Raw genomic sequence first — 22,444 nt, 5'->3', positions numbered from 1 at the left:
TTTAGCCCCGTTTTTTTTGCCTATAATACCTCGGTTTCAGAAATGGTAATTATCTGTTCGGGCTCTGCCTGAACGGGAACTCTGCAATCTCAATTTAGGTTTGAACCCCGTAGGAGCGGTGTCCCCACCGCGAAACGTGCTGAAACTATTATCGCGGTGAGGACACCGCTCCTACGATTGAGCCTTGCCTCTCTACCTCCTTACTTGCCTTTTCTGGTTACCCGCTACATATTAGCGACATAGGGAATTCGCTGTGCAGGCTTATGCGCACAGTTAGTCATCAAAACGCGCGCGCTCGTTTTTATCGGAGGAAAATGGCAGTGCTGTCTAAAAAATCTTTAGATTCAATTTGTTATAGTCAGCCAAACTTTTCTTCTTGGCAGAAAAACGCGCACGCTCGTTATTAAAATGTTAACTGTATTAAGGATTGCGTATGAAACTAGTATCAATATTAGCTTTATGTTTACTAATGCTGGGTTGTTCCCAGATTCAGCGTTATGAAACTGTCTCTAAGACTATCGGAACTCAACAAACAGCCGCCATAGGTAGCGAGCTATACCGCGTCAATAAAACTAGAGATCTACCCAACGCCTTCGGGAAAGCCGATGTTTGGGGTGGCAAAGTAAATGAAGGCTACTCTGAGCTTCGTTTTATGGGGCTTACAAATGACGGCAAAATTATCTTTAGGCTTACCGACATAGATATTGAATCAAATGAGTCAGTATTTACTAGGTATGGCACAAGTCGATCTACTATAAATTCAAATACAACAGCAAATGCTAGTGTCTATGGCAATACAGCTTATGGCTCTGCTAATACCAATACAACTGTGTCTCACTATGAAAAGCCGGAGGCAACTATCACTCAGTTACCGCCTAATACAATAGAGTTCGTTTTCGATCCGAGTGATAAAATGTTGCCACTTGAGGGTATTACCATTGAAGTTCTTCAGGTAAAAACGTATTCAATTAGCTATGTGCTACACAAAAACAATTAACAAGCAAAGGCAGCATCTCCCTTCGGGCTGGACGCGCTAACGCAAGCCGCTGCCTTGGGCGTTAACTGTACTTAAGGAGGTAGTTCGTGAAAGGAAGTTGTATGTGTGGAACCATCGAATACGAGGTTTCTACGCTAGATATGCCTATCATCTTTTGTCACTGTAAAACCTGTAGAAAAGCACACGCCGCACCTTTCGCTCCTACAGCAGGCGTCATGAGGGAAAATTTCCGTTGGTTGAAGGGAGTTAAAAATCTCTCAAGCTTTGAATCCAGTCCCGGAAAAGTGAGGCATTTTTGTTCTTTGTGCGGTACCCATCTCGTAGCAGAAAGGCCTACCCAGAAACATATAATTCTGCGAGTCGCGACGTTAGATGAAGATCCGGGCGTAAGCCCTGAGGCTCATATTTGGACGAGTCACGATGTTGAGTGGTTGGAGCATGAAGGTATCCCGGCTCACAAAGAATGGCAGCCAGCTAGGTGAATAAAGAGCTAATTAAGGCGTTATAAGGTGAGTTATTAATGTATCCACCAGTTGCATCACCTCCATGGTGGTTAGGACATTGCCCGCACTGTAATTGTTGGGTGGAGATGAATCTGCGAAAGTGCCCCCATTGCAAGGAAACGAAAGCAGGCGAAGTGGTTTGCTATCTACTTTTTGGTGGGGCTTGTCATAGTGGTTGGGACATTCGTCATTATAGACCTGAAACTATATAGGCTATGGTTTTAGCTGCCCCTTATAACCAGGCACGGTATCGCCAACCCGTTGCCCCCCTGTGTTCGCAACGTTATGGATATTTAGCATGAAGTTTATCTCTCTAGTCTTTTTGCTGTGCTTCTCAATCAGCACCCAAGCGTCGTGTGTGATTCTTCTTCACGGCTTGGCACGCTCACCTGATTCAATGGAGACTCTAGAAAGAGCCCTGTTAAAAGAGGGCTTTTTACCTATTAACGAAGGGTATCCATCAAGGGAATACCCAATTGAGCAGCTTGCGGAAATAGCTATAAAACCAGCGATTGATAAATGCCCAAAAAACGAGAGCGTCAATTTCGTTACTCATTCCCTTGGCGGCATCTTGGTGAGGCAATATCTAAGCAAGCATGATTTAGCTAACTTAAACCGTGTAGTGATGCTTGGTCCTCCTAATCAGGGCAGCGAGGTTGTAGATAAACTAGGAGATCTGCCTGGTTTTCACTTCATCAATGGTGATGCAGGAATGCAGCTTGGGACAGGTGAATTAAGTATTCCCAACACTTTAGGCAAGGCTAACTTCGACGTGGGTATTATTGCTGGGACAAGGAGCATCAATTGGATACTGTCATCCCTGATACCAAATAGAGATGACGGAAAGGTCTCGATAGAAAGTACTAAGTTGGATGGTATGAATGATCATATTGAAATGCCTGTCACGCACCCATTTATGATGAAGAATGATAGAGTCATCGCTCAGGTTGTTAACTACTTAAAAAATGGAAGTTTTGAGCATGACAGCAAGCCATAACATGGCGGTCAACGGTCATCCCAGCAGCTTTGGGCTCGAACTCAACGCTGCTGGCGGTGTTAAAGGACTAAAGGAGCAAAGATGTCTCTTATTGCGGATACACCGAAGCCGCCATACTACGCAGTGATCTTTACCTCTCTCCGTACAGAGGGGGATAACGGTTACGCTCAAATGGCAGATCGAATGGTTGAGCTGGCATCAAAGCAGCCTGGTTTTCTGGGCTTGGAATCAGCACGAGAGGAGGTGGGTATTACGGTTTCCTACTGGTCTGATCTTGAGTCTATTAAGCAGTGGAAGGCAGATGTTGAGCACCAGGAGGCTCAAAGGCTGGGTCATGAGAGATGGTATTCATCCTTCAAAACACGAATCTCGAAGGTCGAGCGTGACTACGGTATTTAAAAGAGCGTCCAACACCCTTTCTGCGGGCGAAGCTCAGAAAACGGATTAAGCATCAGACTCGGGTGATAGAGACTTAGGCGCTTTGAAGGCGTTAATTCAGCGGATATTACAGAGATAATTAAAGGGAGTTTAAAGTGCTCAATTATAGGAAAATTTTAACCGTTAAAACCTGTTTAGCATGTGCCACTTTTTCTCTGGTGACAGGATGTGCGTCATCTTACAAATACGATGCAAGTGCAAATTCAGCTTCTTTGCGGATTATAGGAAATAAAGAGAATTTCTTTGTTGATAATTTCAAAAATGAAGCGTGTGAAGTTAGCGACAATGGAACGCGTATGGCTTCTTTTTCTGGCCCGAGAAAAGATGTAGAGAGTCCTCTGAAAGGGAAGCAGATCTTAATCCCAGCGGGTGAAACCTTCTTCTCTACAGCTCATTATATTGATGCTAAATTTGCCCTCAACCGTTCGTGTAGCAAGATGATCGCGTTTACCCCGGTTGCGGGCTCTCGATACGTGGCATCATTCAACGTTAACGATGATATAACCCAGTGTGATTATGTTGTCGGTTTGGTTACTGACGACAATGAGCTTGTTGCAGAAACAACGGCGTATTACCCCAAAGATCTATGCTTACTGGGTGAGAACGTGGGACCAAGGAACGGTAAAGCGGGCAGGGTTGTGTGGAGTGTCGAGCTCTTCAGGTATGGTCTGCCAGATCTTCATATCACGACGAAACAATATGACCTTTAAGCATTGCTAAGATGGAGTGGGTAGGGGTGTTAATGAATATCACGACCACAGCAGAGGACCCTTCGCTGGGGTTAACGTCTGACACGGTATTGTTGTCGACTACGGCGGGGATGACCCGATTCGCAGCTCACCCCATCATGTTGCATTATATTTTCAGTTAAGAAAGGAGCATTAAATGAGTGAAATTCAGGAAGAGTATTGGGGCATGCCAGAGAAAACGTACTGCATGCTGATTCACCTGAGCCAATTGACCAGTGTTGTGGCACCCGGGCTTGGTTTAGTTATCCCAATTGTGATGTGGGCAATGAATAAGGATAAGAGCAAAGAGATAGATCAGCATGGTAAAGTGACACTCAACTGGATTATCAGCTTGGCTATCTACTCTATTATTTGTGTCATATTGTGGATTTTTCTAATTGGCGCTTTGGCATTTTTAGTGCTGGCTATTTTGAACTTTGTTTTTGCGATTATGGCTGCGATAAAAGCCAATAAAGGTGAGCTGTGGGTTTATCCCATGAGTATCACTTTTCTCAAATATAAATAAAGAAAAAACATAATCAGTTACGACTATTCCTGATGGTGCTTCGCCCCTCGATGGGGCAGCATCCTGTACTCATCTCTGATCTACTCAGCTATACCCAAGCAATAGGGTTAGGATTCAATCTTGTTGGATTGAATGCCTTTGGATAATGTTTGTACCAGATGTTGTTCAATCTCAGTTGGTTCCATCGTTTTATTAGCCAGTAGCCATGCAGCGCTGTAGAGCATGCTATCTATTACTGAGACTATCCAGTCTGGTGCTAAATCGCTGTTTATGATCCCCTGTTTCTGCCCCTGTATAATCCAGCACTTTATAGCATCCATCTGGTTTTCGTATAAAGAAAGCACCTTTTGGTCAAACTCCACCACTGTCCAGATCATCTGAAGGAAGTGAAACCGGTCAGCCAAAGGTAATAGCGCCATGACCATGTTATGAAGGGCGGCTTCCTCTTGTAACCCTTTCGCAACGATAGGGTCTATTGAGTTTTTGACTAGTTGTAGGGATTCAATGGCGATAGCTGTGATCAAATGCTCCCGTGTCGGGAAATGCCTATACAGAGTCGCCCGGCCAACGCCTGCCTGTTTAGCCACCTCGCTGAGTGAAGCATGTGGATTAGTCAATAACACCTGAAAACTGGTATCTAATAGTGCGCGATTGGATTTTTGTATACGCAGATCGGTCATATCAAACTCTATGAGACAGTGTTGTATCATATATTCTTGTGCTTTATGATACATCTATGTTTCATAATTTATAAGAGGCTTAACATGTCTGAACTGATCAAGCGCTATGAGCACGCAGCCAGGCAGCCCCTGGATCAGGCTAATAGTTTGCCGTTTGCTGTTTATAAAGATGCTCAGGTAGCTGAGTTGGAAGCGGATAAAATCTTTCACCGGCAATGGGTGTTTGTATGTGCCACGGGGATGTTAGGAGAGGCAGGCCGTTACTTTGCTTTCACTCTTGCAGGTGAATCCATAGCCGTCGTACATGGTAAAGATGGTCATATCCGGGCTATGTCTAATAACTGTAGCCATCGAGGAACACCACTGCTGAAGTCTGGTTTTGGTCAGATCGAAAAGAACATTGTATGCCCCTATCATGCCTGGACTTATTCCGATAACGGGGAGCTAAAAGGCGTGCCATTTGATACCAACAAATGCGTCGACAAACAGCGCCATGAGTTACCCAAATACGCTCTGCAGGAGTGGATGGGATTACTGTTTATTAATCTGTCAGATACACCCAGTGATCTGCTTGAGCGCCTCAATCAGATTAATCCCTATCTACAGCACTTCCATATGGATCGCTTTATACAAGCTTATGAAGGGGTAGCTGAGCACTGGAACTGCAACTGGAAGCTGGCAGTTGAAAACGGTATTGAAAGCTATCACCTGTTTATGGTGCATCGGGAAACCCTGGAGGTGAACACGCCAAGCAAGAAAGCCTATTACATTGCGGGTGATGCTAACTGGAGTTTGACCGGTGGAGAGATCGTTGAGAAGCGTAGTGTATTATCCAAACTGTTCTCCGGCGATACCCCTGAACCGCTCAATCAATATATGCTGATCTATCTGCCTCCAGGCTTTATCGGCATTCTCAGTTACGACTCTTTTGATTGGATTGCGGTGACACCTGACGGGCCGGAAAACTGTTTTGTTCAAGGAGGAGGGATGTCAGAACATGCCTCGGGGGAAAACGGTAAGGGCAGTGACGCTTTTACTGCAGCTTTTCTCCAGGAAGATAAAGATATATGTGAGTTAGTTCAGAGTGGTATGGGCTCCCGACATCATCAGGGCGGAAAACTGCTGGAAGTGGAACGTATTGTGGTGGATTTTCATCAGTATTTAGCTAAGCATCTTTTCAACTCGCCGGTGAGCGATTTTAGGGAAACCGAAGCAGCTGAAATGTTTAAATAGATGATCAGGGTATAGAGAGGAGTCGGCCGATACTTCACGCAATTGGGTGCATCAGACGCTCTTTAAAGCCGACTCAGATAAAAAATTTATGCTTAATATGATTTATCTCTAAGGATGATTTATGACGACAACACCGAGCAGTGTCAAAGTAAAAAGTGAGAGTGGCCAAACATTGAGCAAAACACGCTCCCCCATAGCTTGGAGATCCCTTTTGGGGCTGGGGCTGATATTCCTGGAGTTGTGGCTCAATACCGGCATCATCTGGGGGGTATTTATGTTGTTATGGGCAATTATGGGTATCCAGACAGGGCAAACCTATATTCTTGAAATACTGGAGCGCCAAAAGCACCCGATCTTGTTCTGGGTGACGATATTTTTGTGGTTATTGATAGCGGGGTTCTTCTTTATGAGCAACGCCCATATATATGGGTTCTTTCAGGGTTTGATCTCTAACCTGTAATTAAAAGCAATTTCCTGATCTAGCCATGTATTACTTAACAACTGATTTTAAGGTTCGCCGCCCATTCACGTCTATGCTTTATCTAGCTATTCAGCGGAGGTGTGTATGGGGTATCAGGGCGAGATCGAGGGTGTTTATTTAGGTGAAGTTAACCACGTGGGACCAGATGATACCCCGACCGGTATCTATAAGTATGCGGTGGACTCCCCTGTGTTATTAACCTCAACCGGGCTTAAAGGGGATCTGCAGGTGGACCGACGGGTTCACGGCGGACCAGAGAAAGCGCTCCACCATCTTCCAGCGGAGAACTATGCCGTACTTAGTCAGGCGTTGCCGCACCTTGCGGATGGCTTTGTGCCGGGCAGTGCCGGAGAGAATATCAGTACACACGGTATCACTGATACGGATGCTCATATTGGCGATATTATCCGCATGGGCGAGGCGTTGATACAGATCTCACAACCGCGGCGTCCCTGCTGGAAGGTGAATCACCGCTATGGCAACGGCCATATTGCCCCTCTGCTGATGTCTCAGGGTATTACCGGCTGGTACTACCGCGTGCTGGAGGAGGGGATGATCGGTAGCGGTGACCGATATGAGTTAATCGACAGATTGGAGGGGAGTGCGAGCGTTGCTTCAATCTGGCAGATCTTCCTTGAAAAGCTGCGTTCACGAAAACCGATCGAGGCGTTTAATACGGATATTCCCGGTTTATCTGAAGAGTGGGCGTTTGAGTGAATCGGTCACCTTAAATATGAAACTGCTGATTGATCGTTAACAGATCCTCTCGCAGGAGTTCAATAAATGCAGAGGTCAATTGCGAGGCTGGTCGATGGGCGGGTTGCAGAATGGAGACTGATAGCTGGACCTCTGGAGTGAACGGCCTGAAGCATAGCTTGTGCGATTCCGGTTGATATTCGTAATAGCTGCTAGCTGTAATCGGATCGCAGATGCAGTAGCACAAACCCTCTTCAACCAGTTTGAGTGCTGGTTGAAAGTTACGCAGTTCAAACCGGGTATTGAGCTCTGCACCCACTTTTGCGAAAGCCGCCTGAGTAGATAGCAGGTTGGGATGATCCTCCTGAAGCGTGGCAAGGGGCAGACCCGATAGGTCTTCAGGGGTTATGACCGCTTTCTCTGTTAAAGGGTCATCGTGACGTAGAGCGCAGACACAGGAGAGTTCAAAGGTCTCTAGCGAGATCGCACCATTCGGTGCTGGGGTTTCTGCCAATCCTACATCATACTGTTGCGATGCGATCCACTCTTCGATAATGGCTGATGCGCGCATCATCAAAGCGACTTTTACCTTGGGTTTATCTCGCACAAAATCGGCAAGGAGTCGCGGCATCATAAATTGTGAAGAGGCTGGCATGCAGGCAATCCGCAAACGACCCTCCTGAAGGTCAGCAATCTCTTTCATAGTTTTTGTGCAGTGAGTCAGGCGCTCAAGAATCGCGTCTGCTTCTGTCAGGAAATACTGTGCCTCAGGCTTTTTGATAAGCCGCCCTCGCTGACGCTCAAACAGTTTAAGTCCCAGCTCATCCTCTAGTGTGTTAATCAAAGCGCTAACCGCAGGTTGGGTTCGATTGAGTGTGCGGGCTGCCTCTGAGATTGATCCGGTACGCATCACTTCCCGAAACGCCTGAAGCTGTTTGAAACTGAGGTTCATAGAGATCTCACAACTAATTACCGTTGACGTTACAGACAATAGGCCTGGCTCATCAAAAGCTATATTTATAGGTGATTGATTGTTAAAGAATAATTCAAGCCTATAAAGAAAGTCTATAGATGTATCAAAATAATCGTTTTGAGTTTATGGGTTTTGGTGGCCATTATTAGCGGTAAGCAAATAACAACAATATGTGTGTAAGTGAAGGAAAGTGTTCATGAACAGATTTGTCAGCATTATTCTGACAGGGCTGATCTGCCTGGTAGCACTTGGGCAGTTTGTCCAGGTTATTACCCGGTATGTCCTCGAAATTCCCGTTATGGGACTTGAGGAAAGTCTTCTCTATCCAACCATGTGGCTGTACATCCTTGGTGCTGTTAATGCATCTCGTGAGAATACGCATATCCGCGCAAATGTGTTGGAGATTTTCCTAAAAACCCCACGACAGTTTTGCGTACTGGCGATCATAGCTGAGGTAGTGAGTCTGGTCGTTGGTTGCTGGCTGACATACTGGGCCTGGAGATTCACTAAGTACTCATGGCGAGTCTGGAAAGAGAGCCCCACCCTGTATATCCCTACTTTTTATGTCGATGTGGCACTGATCATCGGTTTGGTCCTGATGATGGTCTATACCGCCTATCACCTCATTCAACATGTCCGTCAGCTGTTTGTTGAGGAGGAGCAGTCATGATTGAAGTTGCATTAATAGCCGTTGCCGTCCTGGTTATCCTGCTGACCCTTGGGGTCCCCCTACCTTACTGTTTTGGTGGTGGCCTGATGGTGATGTATTTCATGGGTGATGTTGTGATGAAAGGCAACATGCTTTGGGGGTTCCAGCAACTCGGTAACCCTGTTCTGCTCGCAATTCCGCTATTTGTGCTTGCGGGCACGATCATGAGTGTCAGTGGAATCGCCGCGAGTTTACTTCGTTTTGTTAACATTTTTGTCGGTCATCTACGCGGCGGGCTGGGTGTTGTTGCAACGATTAGCTGTGCGTTGATTGGGGCGATTTCAGGTTCAGGTTTAACGGGTGTTGCTGCCATTGGCCCCCTTTTGATTCCAGAGATGGAAAAGCAGGGATATCCACGGGAGTATGCAACAGCGCTGATCGCTAATGCCTCTCTTCTGGGGCTGTTGATTCCGCCGAGTGTCACCATGATTGTTTATGGATGGGTGACTGATACCTCTATCTTGGCCTGCTTCCTGGCTACCTTAGGCCCGGGCCTTCTGATCATGGCGAACTTCTCTGTCGTGAATGTCTGGTTGGCGCGTAAGTTCCCACTCGTTTTGGAAGACCGCCCTAAAGGTGAAGAGTTTGTTGCAGAGGTCACTCAGCGTGGTTTCAAAGCGACACCTGCTCTATTAATGCCGGTCATCATTCTTGGGGGAATCTACGGCGGCATTATGACGCCGACTGAAGCGGCTGCGGTGGCGGTGATCTATGCCATTCCGGTTGGCTTTTTGATCTACAAAGGTCTGGATTGGAAAACGTTCCTGGGAGCGGGTAAAGAAGCATCAACCTCGGTAGGCGCCATCATGCTGATGATCCTGTTCTCCATGATCCTGTCTCAGATGTTTGTGCTTGAAAGTATTCCTCAGGCGATTGTGGAGTCAATCTTTGCCATCACCGATAACAAAGTACTGCTGCTTATTTTGATCAATGTACTGCTGTTCCTGGTTGGCATGGTGGTTAACGATGTCACGGCGATCATCTTAATCGCGCCGCTCCTGCTACCTCTGATGGAAGCGATCGGTATTAGCCCGGTGCAGTTTGCCGCAATCATGGGGGTGAATACCGCAATGGGTGGAGTGACGCCACCTTATGCATCGATTCTTTATCTGGGTGCCCGAATTGGCAAAGTCAAAGTGACGAAAGTGATTCGCCCAGCAATGATTCTGATCCTGACGGGCTATCTGCCGGTTGTGTTCCTGACATCATTCTGGGATGACCTGTCGCTCTACCTGCCACGTGTATTCGGATATTGATGAGTTAACTGAAAGTCCTGTACCAGTGGGTGAAAGCACCCCGGGATAACAAAAACAAGTAAAGAGGATAGAAGATGAAACCTTCCCGCTTAAATAAAATGATGAGTACTGCACTGGTTGCTGGTGCATTAGGTTTGACCTCCGTTGCAGAAGCCGCAACGTTAAAAATTAGTCATATCCGTCCGCAGGGAGCGATCGTTGATCAAGAGTTGAAAGCGTTTGCGGGCGATGTTGAGAAGGCTACGGAAGGTGATGTGAAGGTGAAAATCTTTGCTGCGAGTGCGTTAGGTGATTACACCACCGTGCAGGAGCGAATCTCTGTGGGTGCCGTGGATATGGCGGTACAGCCTGCTGCCACAGCGGCGTCACGTCAGATGCAGATTACCTACTTCCCATACGTGGCGGCTAACTGGAAGGAAGCTAAGATTGCTTATGGTCCAGGTGGCGCTATCCATGAGGCTATGAAGGAGCTGTATGCTAAACAAGATATCACCATGCTTGCTGCTTACCCTGTTTATTTTGGGGGTGTAGCGCTGAATACCGATGCAGTTTCTCCGGGTAACCCTAATGTCGACAAAGGCATCAAAGTTCGTGTTCCTGGTATTAAAAGCTTCCAGCTGACTTCAGATTCATTGGGGTATATCAGTTCACCGATTCCATTTTCTGAAGCATTTACCGCTGTGCAGACAGGGGTTGTTGATGGTGTGATCGGCTCTGGAGCAGAGGGTTATTACGCTTCTTTCCGAGATGTGACCAAGACCTATATCCCAGTAAACACACACTTTGAAGCATGGTACATGCTGATCAACTCCGAGACTCTGGCAGATATGGACAGTGATGATCGTGATGCACTGATCAAAGCTGCCTCTGAGTTTGAAACTAAACGCTGGGCTCGCGCTGAAGCTGATCAGGCGGATTATGAGCAGAAGCTGGCAGCTTACGGTGCAACGATTGTGACGCTGACCGATGAAGAACTTGCCGCAGCGGCGAAGAAAGTTCGCGCAGAAGTATGGCCAAAAATTCTGGAAGATATCGGTGCCGAGTGGGGCCAGGGTGTCTTAAACCAGATCGCTAACTAAGCGATCTCTCTCAGGTAGCTATCGGGTGATCTCCAGCAGTACCGGATAGCTACCTGCTTTAAGTAGCCAATCTTTGTTCAAGCTAATTCATGCAGCTATTTTTATTTCTGCGTGAACAGTCTTTGGCACCGAAAAAATAGAAAGACCAGGTGTTAATTATGTTTCGTTATCTATCGCAACAGGATACGTCCGTCGTATCTCTGCAGATCAATCAGGTCGAAGTGACCGTTCCGAAGGGGAGTTCAGTGTGGTCAGCAATGGCCTATGCCGGTGAAACAACTACACGTCTGGCATCAGTCACTGAGCAGGAACGGTCAGCGTACTGTGCGATGGGAGTCTGTTTTGAATGTCTGGTTGAAATTGATGGTATGCCAAACCGTCAGGCATGTCTGACTGAAGTCCGCGCAGGTATGCAGGTTAAGCGACAGGAGATCACTCAGGAGAGTAGCCTGCCATACCTGACACCTCGATCTACGCAGATAACCTCAGACGATGTGGTACAGATTTTTGATTGCAGCGTAGTTTCTGAAGCGGAGGGTTTCCATGCGAAATAGTTACGATATCGCGATTATTGGAGCCGGACCTGCCGGTATGTCTGCCGCAATAACTGCTGTAAAAGCCGGCTCAACCGTTGTCGTTTTAGATGATAAAAAACAGGCGGGTGGGCAGATCTATCGAAATGTGTCCCACAGTCCGTTGCCAAACCCTGAAAGTTTGGGGTCGGATTATACTAAAGGCCGCTCACTGGTCGCGGAATTTGAAGCCTCGGGTGTGATAGCGCTCTGGGAATCGACCGTATGGCATGTCGGGGATAAAGGTGAAATCCTTTTTTCACAAAAGGGGGTAACCAAGAGCCTGACCGCTCGTGAAATCATTATCTCCTGTGGTGCGATGGAGCGTCCGTTTCCTGTGCCCGGGTGGCATCTGCCAGGTGTTATGTCGGCAGGTAGTGCTCAGGTCATGCTGAAAAATGATGCAATGGTGCGTGATAATGCTGTTTTTGTTGGTACTGGCCCGTTGCTCTATCTGATTGTGGCGCAGTACATCCGTTTAGGCGTTGAAGTAAAAGCGTTAGTAGATACTACACCGCTCTCCTCATATACAGGTTCAGCACCCTATTTTCCGGGGGCCCTTGCTCACGCTCGGATGCTTGTGAAGGGAATGGGTTTGCTGAATGAGATTCGTAAAGCCGGAGTTACTGTATATCGGTTTGCGGAGAATATTGCGATAGAGGGTGATACTGAAGCGAAGTCGATTAAATTCAACTGCGGCGGCAGTCAAATAAAGTTCAGTGCTGAGCATGTCTTCCTGCATCAAGGCGTAATTCCGAACCTGAATATGACCCGTTCTTTAGGGGTGGATCATCATTGGTGTGCACAGCAACTCTGTTGGAAGCCAACACTGGATATCTGGGGGGAAAGCTCGGTTGCGAGTATCGCGGTGGCCGGCGATTGCAGTGGCATTGTCGGTGCCGATGCAGCGGTGGATATGGGTCGTGTTGTCGCTTTGCAGCGGTTAGTCCGCTTAGATCTGATTACTGAAAAAATTCGTGATCAACTCGCTGCAGATGCACTAGCTCGTATAAAAAAACTGAACCGGTTTCGTAAATTTATTGATCGTCTCTATCGGCCTCAGGATCTCCATCGTATCCCGCAACAGGAGGATACTGTAGTTTGCCGCTGTGAAGAGCAAACTGTTGGTCAACTAAAAGCAGGGTTTGATGCAGGGGCTAACGGCCCTGATGAGCTTAAGGGGCTAACCCGTTGTGGAATGGGGCCCTGTCAGGGGAGGCAGTGTGGGCATACGGTTTCAGAGCTACTTGCACAATGGCGTGGTGTAACGGTTTCTGATATCGGCTATTACCGACTTCGTTCCCCTATGCGGTTACTCAACCTGTCTGAATTGAGTCAATTTACCCATGTAGCTCCTGGATACACGGAGGAGAAGTCATGAATGCGGATGTCATTATCATTGGGGGCGGAATTCAGGGGTGTGCAACAGCCTATCAACTTGCACAGGCAGGCGCTTCAGTCATTGTGTTGGAGAAAGATCGTGTCTCTCGCCATGCATCGGGTGTAAATGCTGGTGGTGTCAGAGTGCTTGGGCGTCACGTTGCAGAAGTAGCACTCAGTAAAGCCTCTATGGAACTTTGGCCTCAGTTGGATGTTGAATTGGATGCTGATACCGGTTTCCGTGCGCGCTCGCTTATCAATATAGCCGCGGATGAGAGTGATCTGGAGATACTGGCTAAGCGTGAGCAGCAGATGCATGCACTGGGTTATCTGCATGAAAAAAGACTTGATCAGCAAGAGTTGCGCGAACGACTTCCCTATGTATCTCCAAGTTGTGTGGGAGGTGTGGTTTCAGAGGAGGACGGATATGCGATTCCTTATAAATCTACATTTGCATTCAGAAATGCTGCCGAGCGCCATGGCGCAACCTTTCTGGAAGGGGTTGAGGTTGCACAGATTAGAAAAATTGGGCCGCACTGGCTGGTTGATGCCGGCTCTCAGCGTTTTGAATCACAGTATTTGGTGAATTGCTCGGGGGCATGGGCGGATCAGATCTCGGTCATGATCGGTGACAATGTGCCTTTAACTCATAGTGCGCCGATGTTGATGATTACCACTAGGATGCCTCACTTTGCGACGCCTGTTGTGGGGGCGGTGAGCCGGCCGCTTTCGTTCAAACAGTTTGAAAATGGCACAGTACTAATTGGTGGTGGTGCAAAAGGGTTTGCTGACCGGGAGAACAATAGAACTAGACTTGATTACAGTAAGTTGGCAGTAGGGGCGAAGAATGCGATCGAGTTTTTTCCGATTATGAAAACCGCTGCGGTTAACAGGATGTGGTCGGGGCTAGAGGCGTATATGCCAGATAACCTGCCTGTTATTGGTAAGAGTGTAAGCGCAGATAATGCTTTCCATGCATTTGGTTTTTCGGCGCATGGTTTTCAGATGGGACCGATCATAGGGAAAGTTATGGCTGAATTGGTACTCACGGGTGTGAGTTCATTTGATTTAAATGCGTTCAGGGTCGACCGTTTTGAGCGCAAAGTTTTGTAATCTATTTCGAATAAGTGGAGTAAGACCTGATGTCGATTGAACGTATCGGTTCAACTGATCGTATGAGCAAAATAGTAAAGCACAATGGTACGATCTATCTGTGTGGACAAACTGCTAGTGACCCTGAATGGGATATTACTGAGCAGACAGAACGTTGCCTGGTAAAGGTTGATGATCTGCTAAAGGAAGCGGGTAGTGATCGTAATAAGTTGCTGTCAGTGACGATCTATGTGCGGGATATGAAAGATTTTGCCGCGATGAATGTGGTTTGGGACGCCTGGATCTCCGATTATGAGAAACCTGCGCGGGCTTGTGTTGAGGCTCGCATGGCTCGTCCAGACCTGTTGGTTGAATTCAGTGTGGTTGCTGCTCAGTAATCTCACTTTTGCTGGTTATATCCAGTACACCAGCATCCCTTGGCCGCTCACTGAGCGGCCTTTTTTATTTGAACTACACTTTTTTGTAAAAGTGATCTTAATTTCTCAGATTGCGTATCGGCTTAAGATGGATTCTTAAGTGTTTACTCAACACGTACATAACAGAGAGGTGATGATTATGTTGCTGAGTCATGTACCGGGAATGTTCACCCACCCTGATGCAGAGTGGGAATTGATTAAAAAGGAGCACACTAACCCAGGTCGGATCTATATGGCCTATATCGGCGTTTTGGCTCTGATCGGGCCTGTGTGTGCTTATATCTCTACTACCCAGTTCGGCTGGCGGGTGGGGGATGGCGAGCTGATTAAGTTAACCAGTATGAGTGCGTTTCAGCTCAATCTGCTGACTTATGTTGCGATTTTGGTTGGGGTCTTTGGTTTAGGCTGGATGATCGACTGGATGTCCAAAACCTACGGCAGTGGGCATGATGAGTATGCTGCGAACGGCATCGCGCTGGCGGGTTACTCCTGTACGCCGCTGTTTCTGGCTGGCTTTGTCTCACTCTATCCGGTGCCATGGGTCAATATGCTGGCCTACATGGTGGCGGCCGCCTACGCAGGTTATCTGATCTACGATGGTTTGCCTCATGTACTCGGCATCGAGAAGGAGCGGGCGTTCTTTTTCTGTGGCGCGATACTCACGGTAGGGCTGGTCTATCTTGTGATTACCCGTGTAGGCACTGTGATTATCTGGAATATGGGATTCGCTCCAACGTTTATCTCGGGATAGGTTAACGCCCCGTGGGTTGTTCCATCTCGTAGAGGGCATCACCTATATCATCCAACCTGCTTGTGATCAGGGTCTGGGCATCGTTCAGGCCCTGATTGTAGTAGAAGCTACCGATCTCTTTAGAGATAAAATCAAGCAGGAATTCGCAATCAAACTGGCCGATATCAAAATCCAGTTCATCGCCGAGATAGCGCTTTAATTTCTGAACAATAAGGTCTTTCCTGTCTTTTTCGAATGCTATCTGTGCCATTACTCGCTTCCTTTACTGTTTCTGAAACTCTGCATAGATCTCCAGTGTAACCTCATCTCCGACCAGGCCGCTGTATTTATCAAGGTTAAAGTCACTGCGTTTGATCGTGCCGCTGGCTGTAAATCCAAGCGTATAGGTAAAAGTGAGCAGGTTGGTTGCTCCTCCATTAAAGTGTCCATTAAGGGAGATAGGCTGAGTGATCCCTTTCAGGGTCAGATCACCTTCGAAAATAAAGTGATTGCCAGATTGAGGGATCACCTGTGTGGTCTTAAAAGTGGCGCGAGGATATTGTTGGGTATTAAGCCACGCCTCATCCCTCAGCATCGACTCCATTTTGCTGTTGTTGGTGTCAATGCTGGCAGTATCCACCCAAGCCTCCAGCGTGGTTGCAGAGATCTGTGATGGTGAAAAGTTGAGGCTGGCATCCAGATGGTTGAATCGACCTACATAGGTGGAGAGCCCTAAGTGGTCCACCTTGAATAGTAGGTGGGTGTGGGCTGGGTCGATCCGGTACTGGCCGGGTTTAAGCTCCACTAGTTGCTGAGTTTTATCTGGCGTCACCAGTGCACTACAACTGTAAAGTAGCAGTGTGGATATTAAGAGGCTTAGCGTTCGGATATAGGCCATAATAACTCCTGCTAATGGACCGGACATGCTGTATTACAGCTTAGAGCCTGTTACCGTATTTTTTATCCTGATTGTGACGATTTTTATTGAGCCTGCGAGTCTTGTTGATATGAGTGGAAATGTACACTTTGAAAACCCCGCCAACCTGAAAGAGGCTCAAGCCCTGTTGACGTTCAAGCCCTTAAGCCTGAAACGGGGGGTGATTGGTGAGCCCAAGTCTATTGCAGTGTATGTTCGTGACTATAAAAAGAGGGAGCTGCCCAAACATGAGCGCACACTGGAGCTGTACTATGAGGGGATGGTGTTTACCCAGTCTGCTTGTGGCGAACGAGAAGCGAGGCGTAAGGCATTAGAGGTTCCCTATGGTGCCGAGCCTCAGAACAAGATTATCGGTGGTCATGAGGCCCGTGCTTACCCGTTAGGGCCAGAGCCTGCTGAAGATGACATCGACCCGAGATCGCCTGCTGTTGTTAGTTGGTACGACCGCGATCTCTTTCTGTTGCTTGCCAGCAGTGAATTGAGTGTTGATCGTTTGCTGACAATTGCTCAGTCTCTTTATAAAAAATAGGTGTTTTCTGCGTTAGTGCTTGCGTGGAGTACTCAATCGGAATCTCCATGAATTTGAGTGATGCAAAGCATATGTGAGTATCGCTGACAGTGGAAACAGGTCAGGATGGTTAGTTTATATTCGAGGTGCTTTTACTGCCGACACCGAGCTTCCAGCGGATGTTGCAGCGGTGGCAGTTTGCTATCCATTGTCTGATCGTTTTGTCATTGTAGGTTTCGCAAAGGGTGTTACATTCGGGGCAGTGTACATGCATCAGCCGATAGCGTAGGTAGCCTAATGCATAGATCGCACAACCCACCATTATCACAGCGAAAAAGGCCGACCAAACATTTAAATCATTTACACCCGCTGCAATACAGAGCCCCATAGAAAAGATCGCCCCAAGAATTGATGCGATCGCGTGTCGCGTAAATTTATGGGCGAAAGCGGTATGCTCCCGGGTGGTGTATTTATCTTCCATGTACGGCAATCACTTTTTCTCTGCGCTGCGTTAAACAGAAGGAGCCGCACTGTTGCGGCCCCCACTTCAAGATCTTAATTTGTGAATTACAATTGTCGTTTGCTTCAGGGGGGATGTCGTCAATAAATCGATAGCTAGCTAGCTAGCGATAGAACAGCTGCTCGCGTTTCACCCCTTCATCACCAAAAGTGATCAAACCGGCACCTATGATATCGCCCAGTTGCCACTGACACCATGCCATGTTTCCATCGACCATCACGTGTGTAATCACCATCTCATCTGCGATCTTTTTCAGCTCATCAATATATCCGGCCAAATCATTCTGACCGTAGATGGCGCCTTCTTTATCGAGAAGTTGATAATCTGAGGTGACATTGGCAGCGATTGTTTCTGCATCCAGGCTGCTATAACCGCTCGCATAGCCACCTAGCTTGTCTGCTGCTGACATATCTCTTCTCCATTCTTAAGTTATTGCTGGAAGTGGAACACTACCGCAATGGATTATGCGGCAGCGTATTCAGTGTAGTCGTAGGGGGCCGCGTGTGTATGAATTTGGAGACGGGTGGGTAGTTAATTGGGGCATCGTTATGGCGTCAGGGTTGGAGAAGCAGATACAGAGCGAAACCGACCCAGCTAGCAATCAATAGCCCCCAGGCTAGCCGACTCTGTTGATAGACCACTTGAGGCTCCGGGGTTGTGGTTTCACTCGGTGACGCGGATTGTCCCTGCTGTAATTTGCGCTTCTGTTTGTCCAGTGCGCGCGCCTTTTCTTTATGCCGCTTTTTGTACTCTTCTATCCCTTTTTGGATTCCTTGAGCGATCAGCTTGGTTTGCTCTTTGGTTTGTCCGGGACGTTGTGTCGCTTTCGCAACCTGCATCGCTTCAGCGACGACTGTGTCAGATACTTTATGTTTTTTTGCCATCTCGACCCCCAGGGAATTTGGTTTATTGTCTCATGATTGGGTCGGTTTTAGGCAGTATAATTTGCGTAAACTCAGGAGCGCTAGCAGGGTGTTTCAGTGGAGAGAACCGCCATAATCGCGAGGAGGTTAGAGATCTGAGCGGAATGGCAGGTAGCTGCTAAGTTCCTCTATCTGATGATCAATCGCGCTCCGCTCTTCCTCTATAAACTGTTTAATCGCGTTGTTAAAGCCCGCCTCTTTAATCCAGTGAGCAGACCAAGTCGGCACAGGTTCAAAACCTCGTTGAATCTTATGTTCCCCCTGTGCCCCTGAATCAAATCGGTCTAACTGGTGACGAATGCAGTAGTCGATCCCCTGATAGTAACAGGTCTCAAAGTGCAGACTGTCATACTCGTCGATACAGCCCCAGTATCGTCCGTAGAGTGTTTTGCTGTCTTTGAGCGATAGTGCACCCGCGACGGGCTGATCATCTCTGTAAGCCAGTACCAGAAGCAGGTTGTCAGGCATGGTCTCTCTGAGTTGTCGGAAAAAATCGATATTGAGGTAGGCTTCCCGGCCCCGCTTCAGATAGGTCATCCGGTAGAAGTCATAAAACGTTTCGATCTGATCAGAGGTGATCTGTTCACCTGAAAGGGCGATATGAGTGATCGCCTGCTCGACGATCTTCTGTCGCTCCTTTTTAACGTTTTTGCGCTTTCTTGAAGTGAAGTGGGCGAGAAAATCATCAAAATTCTGATAACCACGGTTAAACCACTGGTACTGGCACCCCTTACGAATCAGCCACTGAGGATGGTTGAACTGGTTTATCTCATGCTGAGTCGGGAACAGTATATGCCACGAATGTGCTTTCAGTTGCTGGCAAAGCTGAGGGGCGAGCTTTTGCAAGGCTTCCAGCAGGAGGGCTGGATCTTGTTTTGTCAGTAGCCTTGGACCTTCAACGGGGGAGTAGGGGATGGCGGTCACCAGCTTCGGATAATAATCCAGTCCGTATCGATGGTAGGCATCAGCCCACGCCCAATCGAATACATACTCACCGTAGGAGTGATTTTTAAGGTAGAGAGGCATCACGGCAATGGTGGTCCCATCTTCCTGAAGTTGGATATATAAGGGTTGCCATCCGGTTTTGGCGCAGACGCTCCCGGAGCTTTCCAGTGCATGAAGGAATTCATAACGACAAAACGGGTAATCCTCCTGACAGAGGCTATTCCATATGTTTGCACCTATTTCACTGATTTTATGGCTGAATTTAAGTTCCAGCATATCGCGGGTTCCGTTTTGTCTTGCTAAGCTTTAAGTGTAAATGGCCTGATTTTCGTTATTGTAGAGGCCTGTTTAGGCATACGTACAGGAGTATTGTAATGGATGAGTTGGAACTTGAATTTGAGCTTCATCCCCAGTTAGCGGCTGATTGTATCGTGTTGGGGGATTTTCCGGTGAGTCGGCTCCTCTTGTTAAATGACGCCAACTATCCGTGGTTTATCCTAGTTCCACGTCGTGCGGGTGCGACTGAGATCTATCACCTCTCTGATGAGGAGCAGTATGCGCTGATTCAGGAATCTTCGTTTCTCTCCTCTAATCTGGCTGATAGCTTTGCCGCGCGCAAAATGAATGTGGCCTCTTTGGGGAATATGGTTCCACAGCTGCATGTGCATCATATTGTACGCTATGAAACCGATAAAGCCTGGCCGGGCCCGGTTTGGGGTAAAGTCCCCGCTATCCCTTACACCGATGAGCAGATCCACGATATACGTCGCAGGGTTGAGGCCCTGATGTCGGGTGAGGTGGATTTTGTGCCTGAAAACAGCGGTATCAGCTGCTAGTTTCAGAGTGATTTTGTACGCTGCCAGACAGCGTGCATAAATATTTCATTTCTTTCGGCCTCCAGTCGCTTTGGGGGCCTGTCACCACCAGATAATTCAGGTATAATCCGCCGTTTTCTATCGACAATTCTCCCTGTGGAGAACGGGTTGTTTTCAGATGCCAATCTTTGATTTTCAGTGTAATAGCTGTGGTCACGAGTTTGAGAAGCTTGTTCTGAGAAGTGATGCACCGGCACCTGCCTGTGTTTCCTGTGCAAGCGAGGAAGTGGCCAAGCAAGTATCAGCTCCGGGATTCCGGTTGTCGGGTTCAGGCTGGTACGAAACAGATTTTAAAACCGGTAAGAAAAAAAATCTTGCGGGTGATTCCGGGTCTTCTGGCAGTGCCAGCTAGACCAGCGGTGTGTAAAGGTTATTCATTCATTTGATGGTTTGGTGAGAACCAGGCTGATTTAAGTAAACAGGAACAGTAAATTATGCGCAGTCATTATTGCGGCGATCTCAGAAAAGAGCATATCGGCGAAGACATTACTCTGACAGGTTGGGTACACCGTCGCCGTGACCACGGTGGTGTTATCTTCCTTGATGTGCGTGACCGTGAGGGTCTGGCTCAGGTTGTATTTGATCCGGATCGTGAAGAGAGCTTCGCGTTGGCAGATAGCTGCCGTAATGAATTTGTTGTTGAGATCAAAGGTACTGTGCGTAGCCGTCCGGAAGGTACTGTGAATCCGGATATGCCAACGGGTGAGATCGAAGTGCTGGGCAAAGAGCTGATCATCCTTAATAAAGCTGAAACGCCTCCGTTCCAGTTGGATGAGCACCAGAATGTTGGTGAAGATGTTCGTTTACGTCACCGTTATATCGACCTGCGTCGTCCTGAGATGCAAGATAAACTGCGTTTCCGTTCAAAAGTGACGAATGCTATTCGTAACTACCTGGATGACAACGGTTTCCTGGATATTGAAACCCCGATTCTGAACCGTGCAACGCCTGAAGGTGCGCGTGATTACCTGGTTCCAAGCCGTGTACATGATGGTCATTTCTTCGCGCTGCCGCAGTCACCTCAGCTGTTCAAACAGCTGCTGATGGTATCCGGTTTTGACCGCTACTATCAGGTTGCTAAGTGCTTCCGTGATGAAGATCTACGCGCAGATCGTCAGCCTGAATTTACTCAGATCGATATCGAAACTTCCTTTATGGATGAAGAAGGTATCATGGGTATGACAGAGAACATGATCCGTAAGCTTTTCCTTGAGCTTAAAGGTATCGACCTGGGTGATTTCCCACGCATGCCTTACTCTGAAGCGATGCAGCGTTACGGTTCCGATAAGCCTGATCTGCGTTTCCCAATGGAGCTGGTGGATGTTGCTGATCTGATGGCTGAGATCGAGTTCAAAGTATTCGCAGGCCCTGCAAAAGATCCGAAAGGTCGTGTTGCTGCGTTGAAAGTACCGGGTGGTGCTAAGCTGACACGTAAGAATATTGATGATTACACGAAGTATGTCAGCATCTATGGTGCTAAAGGTCTTGCGTGGATCAAGGTTAATGAGATCGAAAACGGTGTAAATGGCCTGCAATCTCCGATCATTAAGTTCCTGGGTGATGATGTAACCATGGCTATCATGGAGCGTCTGGGTGCTGAGAACGGTGATATCGTCTTCTTCGGTGCGGATAAGGAGAAGGTCGTATCTGAAGCACTGGGTGCTCTGCGCATCAAAGTGGGCGAAGATCTGGAGATGGCTCAGTCTGAATGGGCGCCTCTGTGGGTTGTTGATTTCCCAATGTTTGAGGAAACCGATAATGGTGGCCTGACTGCTCTGCATCATCCGTTTACAGCACCGAGCTGTTCACCGGAAGAGCTCAAGGCTAATCCGTTGACTGCGCTTTCACGTGCTTACGATATGGTACTGAACGGTTGTGAGTTGGGTGGTGGTTCTATCCGTATTCACGATCAGGAGATGCAGTCTACGGTTCTTGAGATCCTGGGTATCTCTGATGAGGAAGCGGATGATAAATTTGGCTTCCTGCTTAATGCGCTTAAATACGGTGCGCCACCACACGGTGGTCTGGCGTTTGGTCTGGATCGTCTGATCATGCTGATGACGGGTACAGATTCGATTCGCGAAGTGATCGCTTTCCCGAAAACTCAGAGTGCATCTTGTATGATGACTGAGGCTCCGGGTGAAGTGAGCGCTGCTCAGCTGCGTGAACTGAATATCAAGCTTCGTAAGACGCCTTAACCTAAAAGGTTTACGCGCAAGTAAGTTTGAA

The 22,444-nt window shown here is 47.7% G+C and carries 30 protein-coding genes; 22 read left to right on the top strand and 8 right to left on the bottom strand.

All coding sequences use genetic code 11. The annotated features are described in order from the left end of the window. The first annotated feature begins 433 nt into the window (after positions 1-433). The 7 genes from Q0882_RS00945 to Q0882_RS00915 all read left to right on the top strand — a co-directional run bounded on the left by Q0882_RS00945 (position 434) and on the right by Q0882_RS00915 (position 4,189). Entirely contained in the window at positions 434-997 is a 564-nt protein-coding gene (locus Q0882_RS00945; protein WP_299176751.1) for a hypothetical protein, read from the top strand. 101 nt (positions 998-1,098) lie between these two features. Continuing rightward, positions 1,099-1,479 (top strand): GFA family protein, encoded by a 381-nt coding sequence (locus tag Q0882_RS00940; RefSeq protein WP_366915905.1) that lies wholly within the window; start codon positions 1,099-1,101, stop codon positions 1,477-1,479. 319 nt (positions 1,480-1,798) lie between these two features. After that, positions 1,799-2,497 carry an alpha/beta hydrolase gene (locus Q0882_RS00935; RefSeq protein ID WP_299176749.1) on the top strand — a complete coding sequence of 233 codons (699 nt, stop codon included), beginning with the start codon at positions 1,799-1,801 and terminating at the stop codon, positions 2,495-2,497. Between the two features lie 81 nt (positions 2,498-2,578). Beyond that, positions 2,579-2,896: an antibiotic biosynthesis monooxygenase gene (locus Q0882_RS00930; protein WP_299176747.1), complete on the top strand. Its 318-nt coding sequence runs from the start codon at positions 2,579-2,581 to the stop codon at positions 2,894-2,896. 335 nt (positions 2,897-3,231) lie between these two features. Further along, positions 3,232-3,645: a hypothetical protein gene (locus tag Q0882_RS00925; protein ID WP_299176746.1), complete on the top strand. Its 414-nt coding sequence runs from the start codon at positions 3,232-3,234 to the stop codon at positions 3,643-3,645. A gap of 32 nt (positions 3,646-3,677) precedes the next feature. Further along, positions 3,678-3,806 carry a hypothetical protein gene (locus Q0882_RS00920; RefSeq protein ID WP_299176743.1) on the top strand — a complete coding sequence of 43 codons (129 nt, stop codon included), beginning with the start codon at positions 3,678-3,680 and terminating at the stop codon, positions 3,804-3,806. Positions 3,807-3,820: 14 nt separating this feature from the next. Then, positions 3,821-4,189: a DUF4870 domain-containing protein gene (locus Q0882_RS00915; RefSeq protein WP_299176740.1), complete on the top strand. Its 369-nt coding sequence runs from the start codon at positions 3,821-3,823 to the stop codon at positions 4,187-4,189. Between the two features lie 107 nt (positions 4,190-4,296). On the opposite strand, the gene Q0882_RS00910 is transcribed toward Q0882_RS00915, so the two are convergent. Then, positions 4,297-4,869: a TetR/AcrR family transcriptional regulator gene (locus Q0882_RS00910; protein WP_299176737.1), complete on the bottom strand. Its 573-nt coding sequence runs from the start codon at positions 4,867-4,869 to the stop codon at positions 4,297-4,299. Between the two features lie 84 nt (positions 4,870-4,953). Here Q0882_RS00910 and Q0882_RS00905 point away from each other — a divergent pair, with 84 nt between their 5' ends. From Q0882_RS00905 to Q0882_RS00895, 3 genes are all read left to right on the top strand, one after another. Beyond that, a complete protein-coding gene (locus tag Q0882_RS00905) occupies positions 4,954-6,102 on the top strand; it encodes an aromatic ring-hydroxylating dioxygenase subunit alpha (RefSeq protein ID WP_299176734.1) in 1,149 nt (382 codons plus the stop codon). 121 nt (positions 6,103-6,223) lie between these two features. After that, a complete protein-coding gene (locus Q0882_RS00900; RefSeq protein ID WP_299176731.1) occupies positions 6,224-6,562 on the top strand; it encodes a hypothetical protein in 339 nt (112 codons plus the stop codon). Positions 6,563-6,667: 105 nt separating this feature from the next. Then, positions 6,668-7,300 (top strand): MOSC domain-containing protein, encoded by a 633-nt coding sequence (locus Q0882_RS00895; protein WP_299176727.1) that lies wholly within the window; start codon positions 6,668-6,670, stop codon positions 7,298-7,300. Positions 7,301-7,310: 10 nt separating this feature from the next. On the opposite strand, the gene Q0882_RS00890 is transcribed toward Q0882_RS00895, so the two are convergent. Next, positions 7,311-8,231, bottom strand: coding sequence for a LysR substrate-binding domain-containing protein (locus Q0882_RS00890; protein WP_299176725.1), 921 nt, complete (start codon positions 8,229-8,231; stop codon positions 7,311-7,313). Positions 8,232-8,448: 217 nt separating this feature from the next. Between Q0882_RS00890 and Q0882_RS00885 the strand changes: the two genes are divergently transcribed. The 8 genes from Q0882_RS00885 (at position 8,449) to Q0882_RS00850 (ending at position 15,528) form a co-directional block, all read left to right on the top strand. Beyond that, entirely contained in the window at positions 8,449-8,922 is a 474-nt protein-coding gene (locus Q0882_RS00885) for a TRAP transporter small permease (protein WP_299176723.1), read from the top strand. Next, positions 8,919-10,217, top strand: coding sequence for a TRAP transporter large permease (locus Q0882_RS00880; protein ID WP_299176720.1), 1,299 nt, complete (start codon positions 8,919-8,921; stop codon positions 10,215-10,217). The genes Q0882_RS00885 and Q0882_RS00880 overlap by 4 nt, the downstream gene beginning before the upstream one ends. A gap of 74 nt (positions 10,218-10,291) precedes the next feature. Further along, entirely contained in the window at positions 10,292-11,296 is a 1,005-nt protein-coding gene (gene dctP, locus Q0882_RS00875; protein ID WP_299176717.1) for a TRAP transporter substrate-binding protein DctP, read from the top strand. A 158-nt stretch (positions 11,297-11,454) separates the two neighbouring features. Further along, positions 11,455-11,850, top strand: a complete 396-nt coding sequence (locus Q0882_RS00870; RefSeq protein ID WP_299176715.1) for a (2Fe-2S)-binding protein — start codon at positions 11,455-11,457, stop codon at positions 11,848-11,850. Further along, complete coding sequence (locus tag Q0882_RS00865; protein ID WP_299176712.1) at positions 11,840-13,249, top strand: FAD/NAD(P)-binding oxidoreductase; 1,410 nt, start codon at positions 11,840-11,842, stop codon at positions 13,247-13,249. The genes Q0882_RS00870 and Q0882_RS00865 overlap by 11 nt, the downstream gene beginning before the upstream one ends. Then, positions 13,246-14,361 carry an FAD-binding oxidoreductase gene (locus Q0882_RS00860; protein WP_299176708.1) on the top strand — a complete coding sequence of 372 codons (1,116 nt, stop codon included), beginning with the start codon at positions 13,246-13,248 and terminating at the stop codon, positions 14,359-14,361. The genes Q0882_RS00865 and Q0882_RS00860 overlap by 4 nt, the downstream gene beginning before the upstream one ends. A gap of 29 nt (positions 14,362-14,390) precedes the next feature. Next, positions 14,391-14,738: a RidA family protein gene (locus tag Q0882_RS00855; protein ID WP_299176706.1), complete on the top strand. Its 348-nt coding sequence runs from the start codon at positions 14,391-14,393 to the stop codon at positions 14,736-14,738. A 139-nt stretch (positions 14,739-14,877) separates the two neighbouring features. Further along, positions 14,878-15,528, top strand: coding sequence for a Yip1 family protein (locus tag Q0882_RS00850; protein ID WP_299176704.1), 651 nt, complete (start codon positions 14,878-14,880; stop codon positions 15,526-15,528). 1 nt (position 15,529) lies between these two features. Here the strand turns inward: Q0882_RS00850 and Q0882_RS00845 are convergent, their stop codons facing one another. Together Q0882_RS00845 and Q0882_RS00840 are read right to left on the bottom strand one after the other, a co-directional pair. Beyond that, the gene (locus tag Q0882_RS00845; protein WP_299176702.1) at positions 15,530-15,778 is read right to left on the bottom strand and encodes a DUF2164 domain-containing protein; all 249 of its coding nucleotides are present in this window, start codon (positions 15,776-15,778) and stop codon (positions 15,530-15,532) included. 12 nt (positions 15,779-15,790) lie between these two features. Beyond that, a complete protein-coding gene (locus Q0882_RS00840) occupies positions 15,791-16,405 on the bottom strand; it encodes a YceI family protein (protein ID WP_299176701.1) in 615 nt (204 codons plus the stop codon). Positions 16,406-16,430: 25 nt separating this feature from the next. On the opposite strand from Q0882_RS00840, the gene Q0882_RS00835 reads away from it, so the two are divergent. Beyond that, positions 16,431-16,973 (top strand): hypothetical protein, encoded by a 543-nt coding sequence (locus tag Q0882_RS00835; RefSeq protein ID WP_299176699.1) that lies wholly within the window; start codon positions 16,431-16,433, stop codon positions 16,971-16,973. Between the two features lie 109 nt (positions 16,974-17,082). Here the strand turns inward: Q0882_RS00835 and Q0882_RS00830 are convergent, their stop codons facing one another. The 4 genes from Q0882_RS00830 to Q0882_RS00815 all read right to left on the bottom strand — a co-directional run bounded on the left by Q0882_RS00830 (position 17,083) and on the right by Q0882_RS00815 (position 19,616). Beyond that, positions 17,083-17,433, bottom strand: coding sequence for a hypothetical protein (locus tag Q0882_RS00830; protein WP_299176697.1), 351 nt, complete (start codon positions 17,431-17,433; stop codon positions 17,083-17,085). 142 nt (positions 17,434-17,575) lie between these two features. Then, positions 17,576-17,881 (bottom strand): hypothetical protein, encoded by a 306-nt coding sequence (locus Q0882_RS00825; RefSeq protein ID WP_299176696.1) that lies wholly within the window; start codon positions 17,879-17,881, stop codon positions 17,576-17,578. 145 nt (positions 17,882-18,026) lie between these two features. Beyond that, positions 18,027-18,356, bottom strand: coding sequence for a DUF2956 domain-containing protein (locus Q0882_RS00820; RefSeq protein ID WP_299176694.1), 330 nt, complete (start codon positions 18,354-18,356; stop codon positions 18,027-18,029). 126 nt (positions 18,357-18,482) lie between these two features. Beyond that, on the bottom strand, positions 18,483-19,616 hold the full coding sequence (locus Q0882_RS00815) for a GNAT family N-acetyltransferase (RefSeq protein ID WP_299176691.1): 1,134 nt from the start codon (positions 19,614-19,616) through the stop codon (positions 18,483-18,485). A 98-nt stretch (positions 19,617-19,714) separates the two neighbouring features. Here Q0882_RS00815 and Q0882_RS00810 point away from each other — a divergent pair, with 98 nt between their 5' ends. The 3 genes from Q0882_RS00810 (at position 19,715) to aspS (ending at position 22,413) form a co-directional block, all read left to right on the top strand. Beyond that, positions 19,715-20,176, top strand: coding sequence for an HIT domain-containing protein (locus tag Q0882_RS00810; RefSeq protein WP_299176689.1), 462 nt, complete (start codon positions 19,715-19,717; stop codon positions 20,174-20,176). Between the two features lie 157 nt (positions 20,177-20,333). Further along, positions 20,334-20,567: a zinc ribbon domain-containing protein gene (locus tag Q0882_RS00805; protein ID WP_299176686.1), complete on the top strand. Its 234-nt coding sequence runs from the start codon at positions 20,334-20,336 to the stop codon at positions 20,565-20,567. 82 nt (positions 20,568-20,649) lie between these two features. Then, the gene (gene aspS / locus Q0882_RS00800; protein WP_299176683.1) at positions 20,650-22,413 is read left to right on the top strand and encodes an aspartate--tRNA ligase; all 1,764 of its coding nucleotides are present in this window, start codon (positions 20,650-20,652) and stop codon (positions 22,411-22,413) included. The last annotated feature ends 31 nt before the right edge of the window (positions 22,414-22,444 follow it).

Origin of the sequence: uncultured Neptuniibacter sp., assembly GCF_947498015.1 — a bacterium.
Classification (GTDB): domain Bacteria; phylum Pseudomonadota; class Gammaproteobacteria; order Pseudomonadales; family Balneatricaceae; genus Neptuniibacter.
This window is presented reverse-complemented; position numbering and strand designations above follow the sequence as displayed.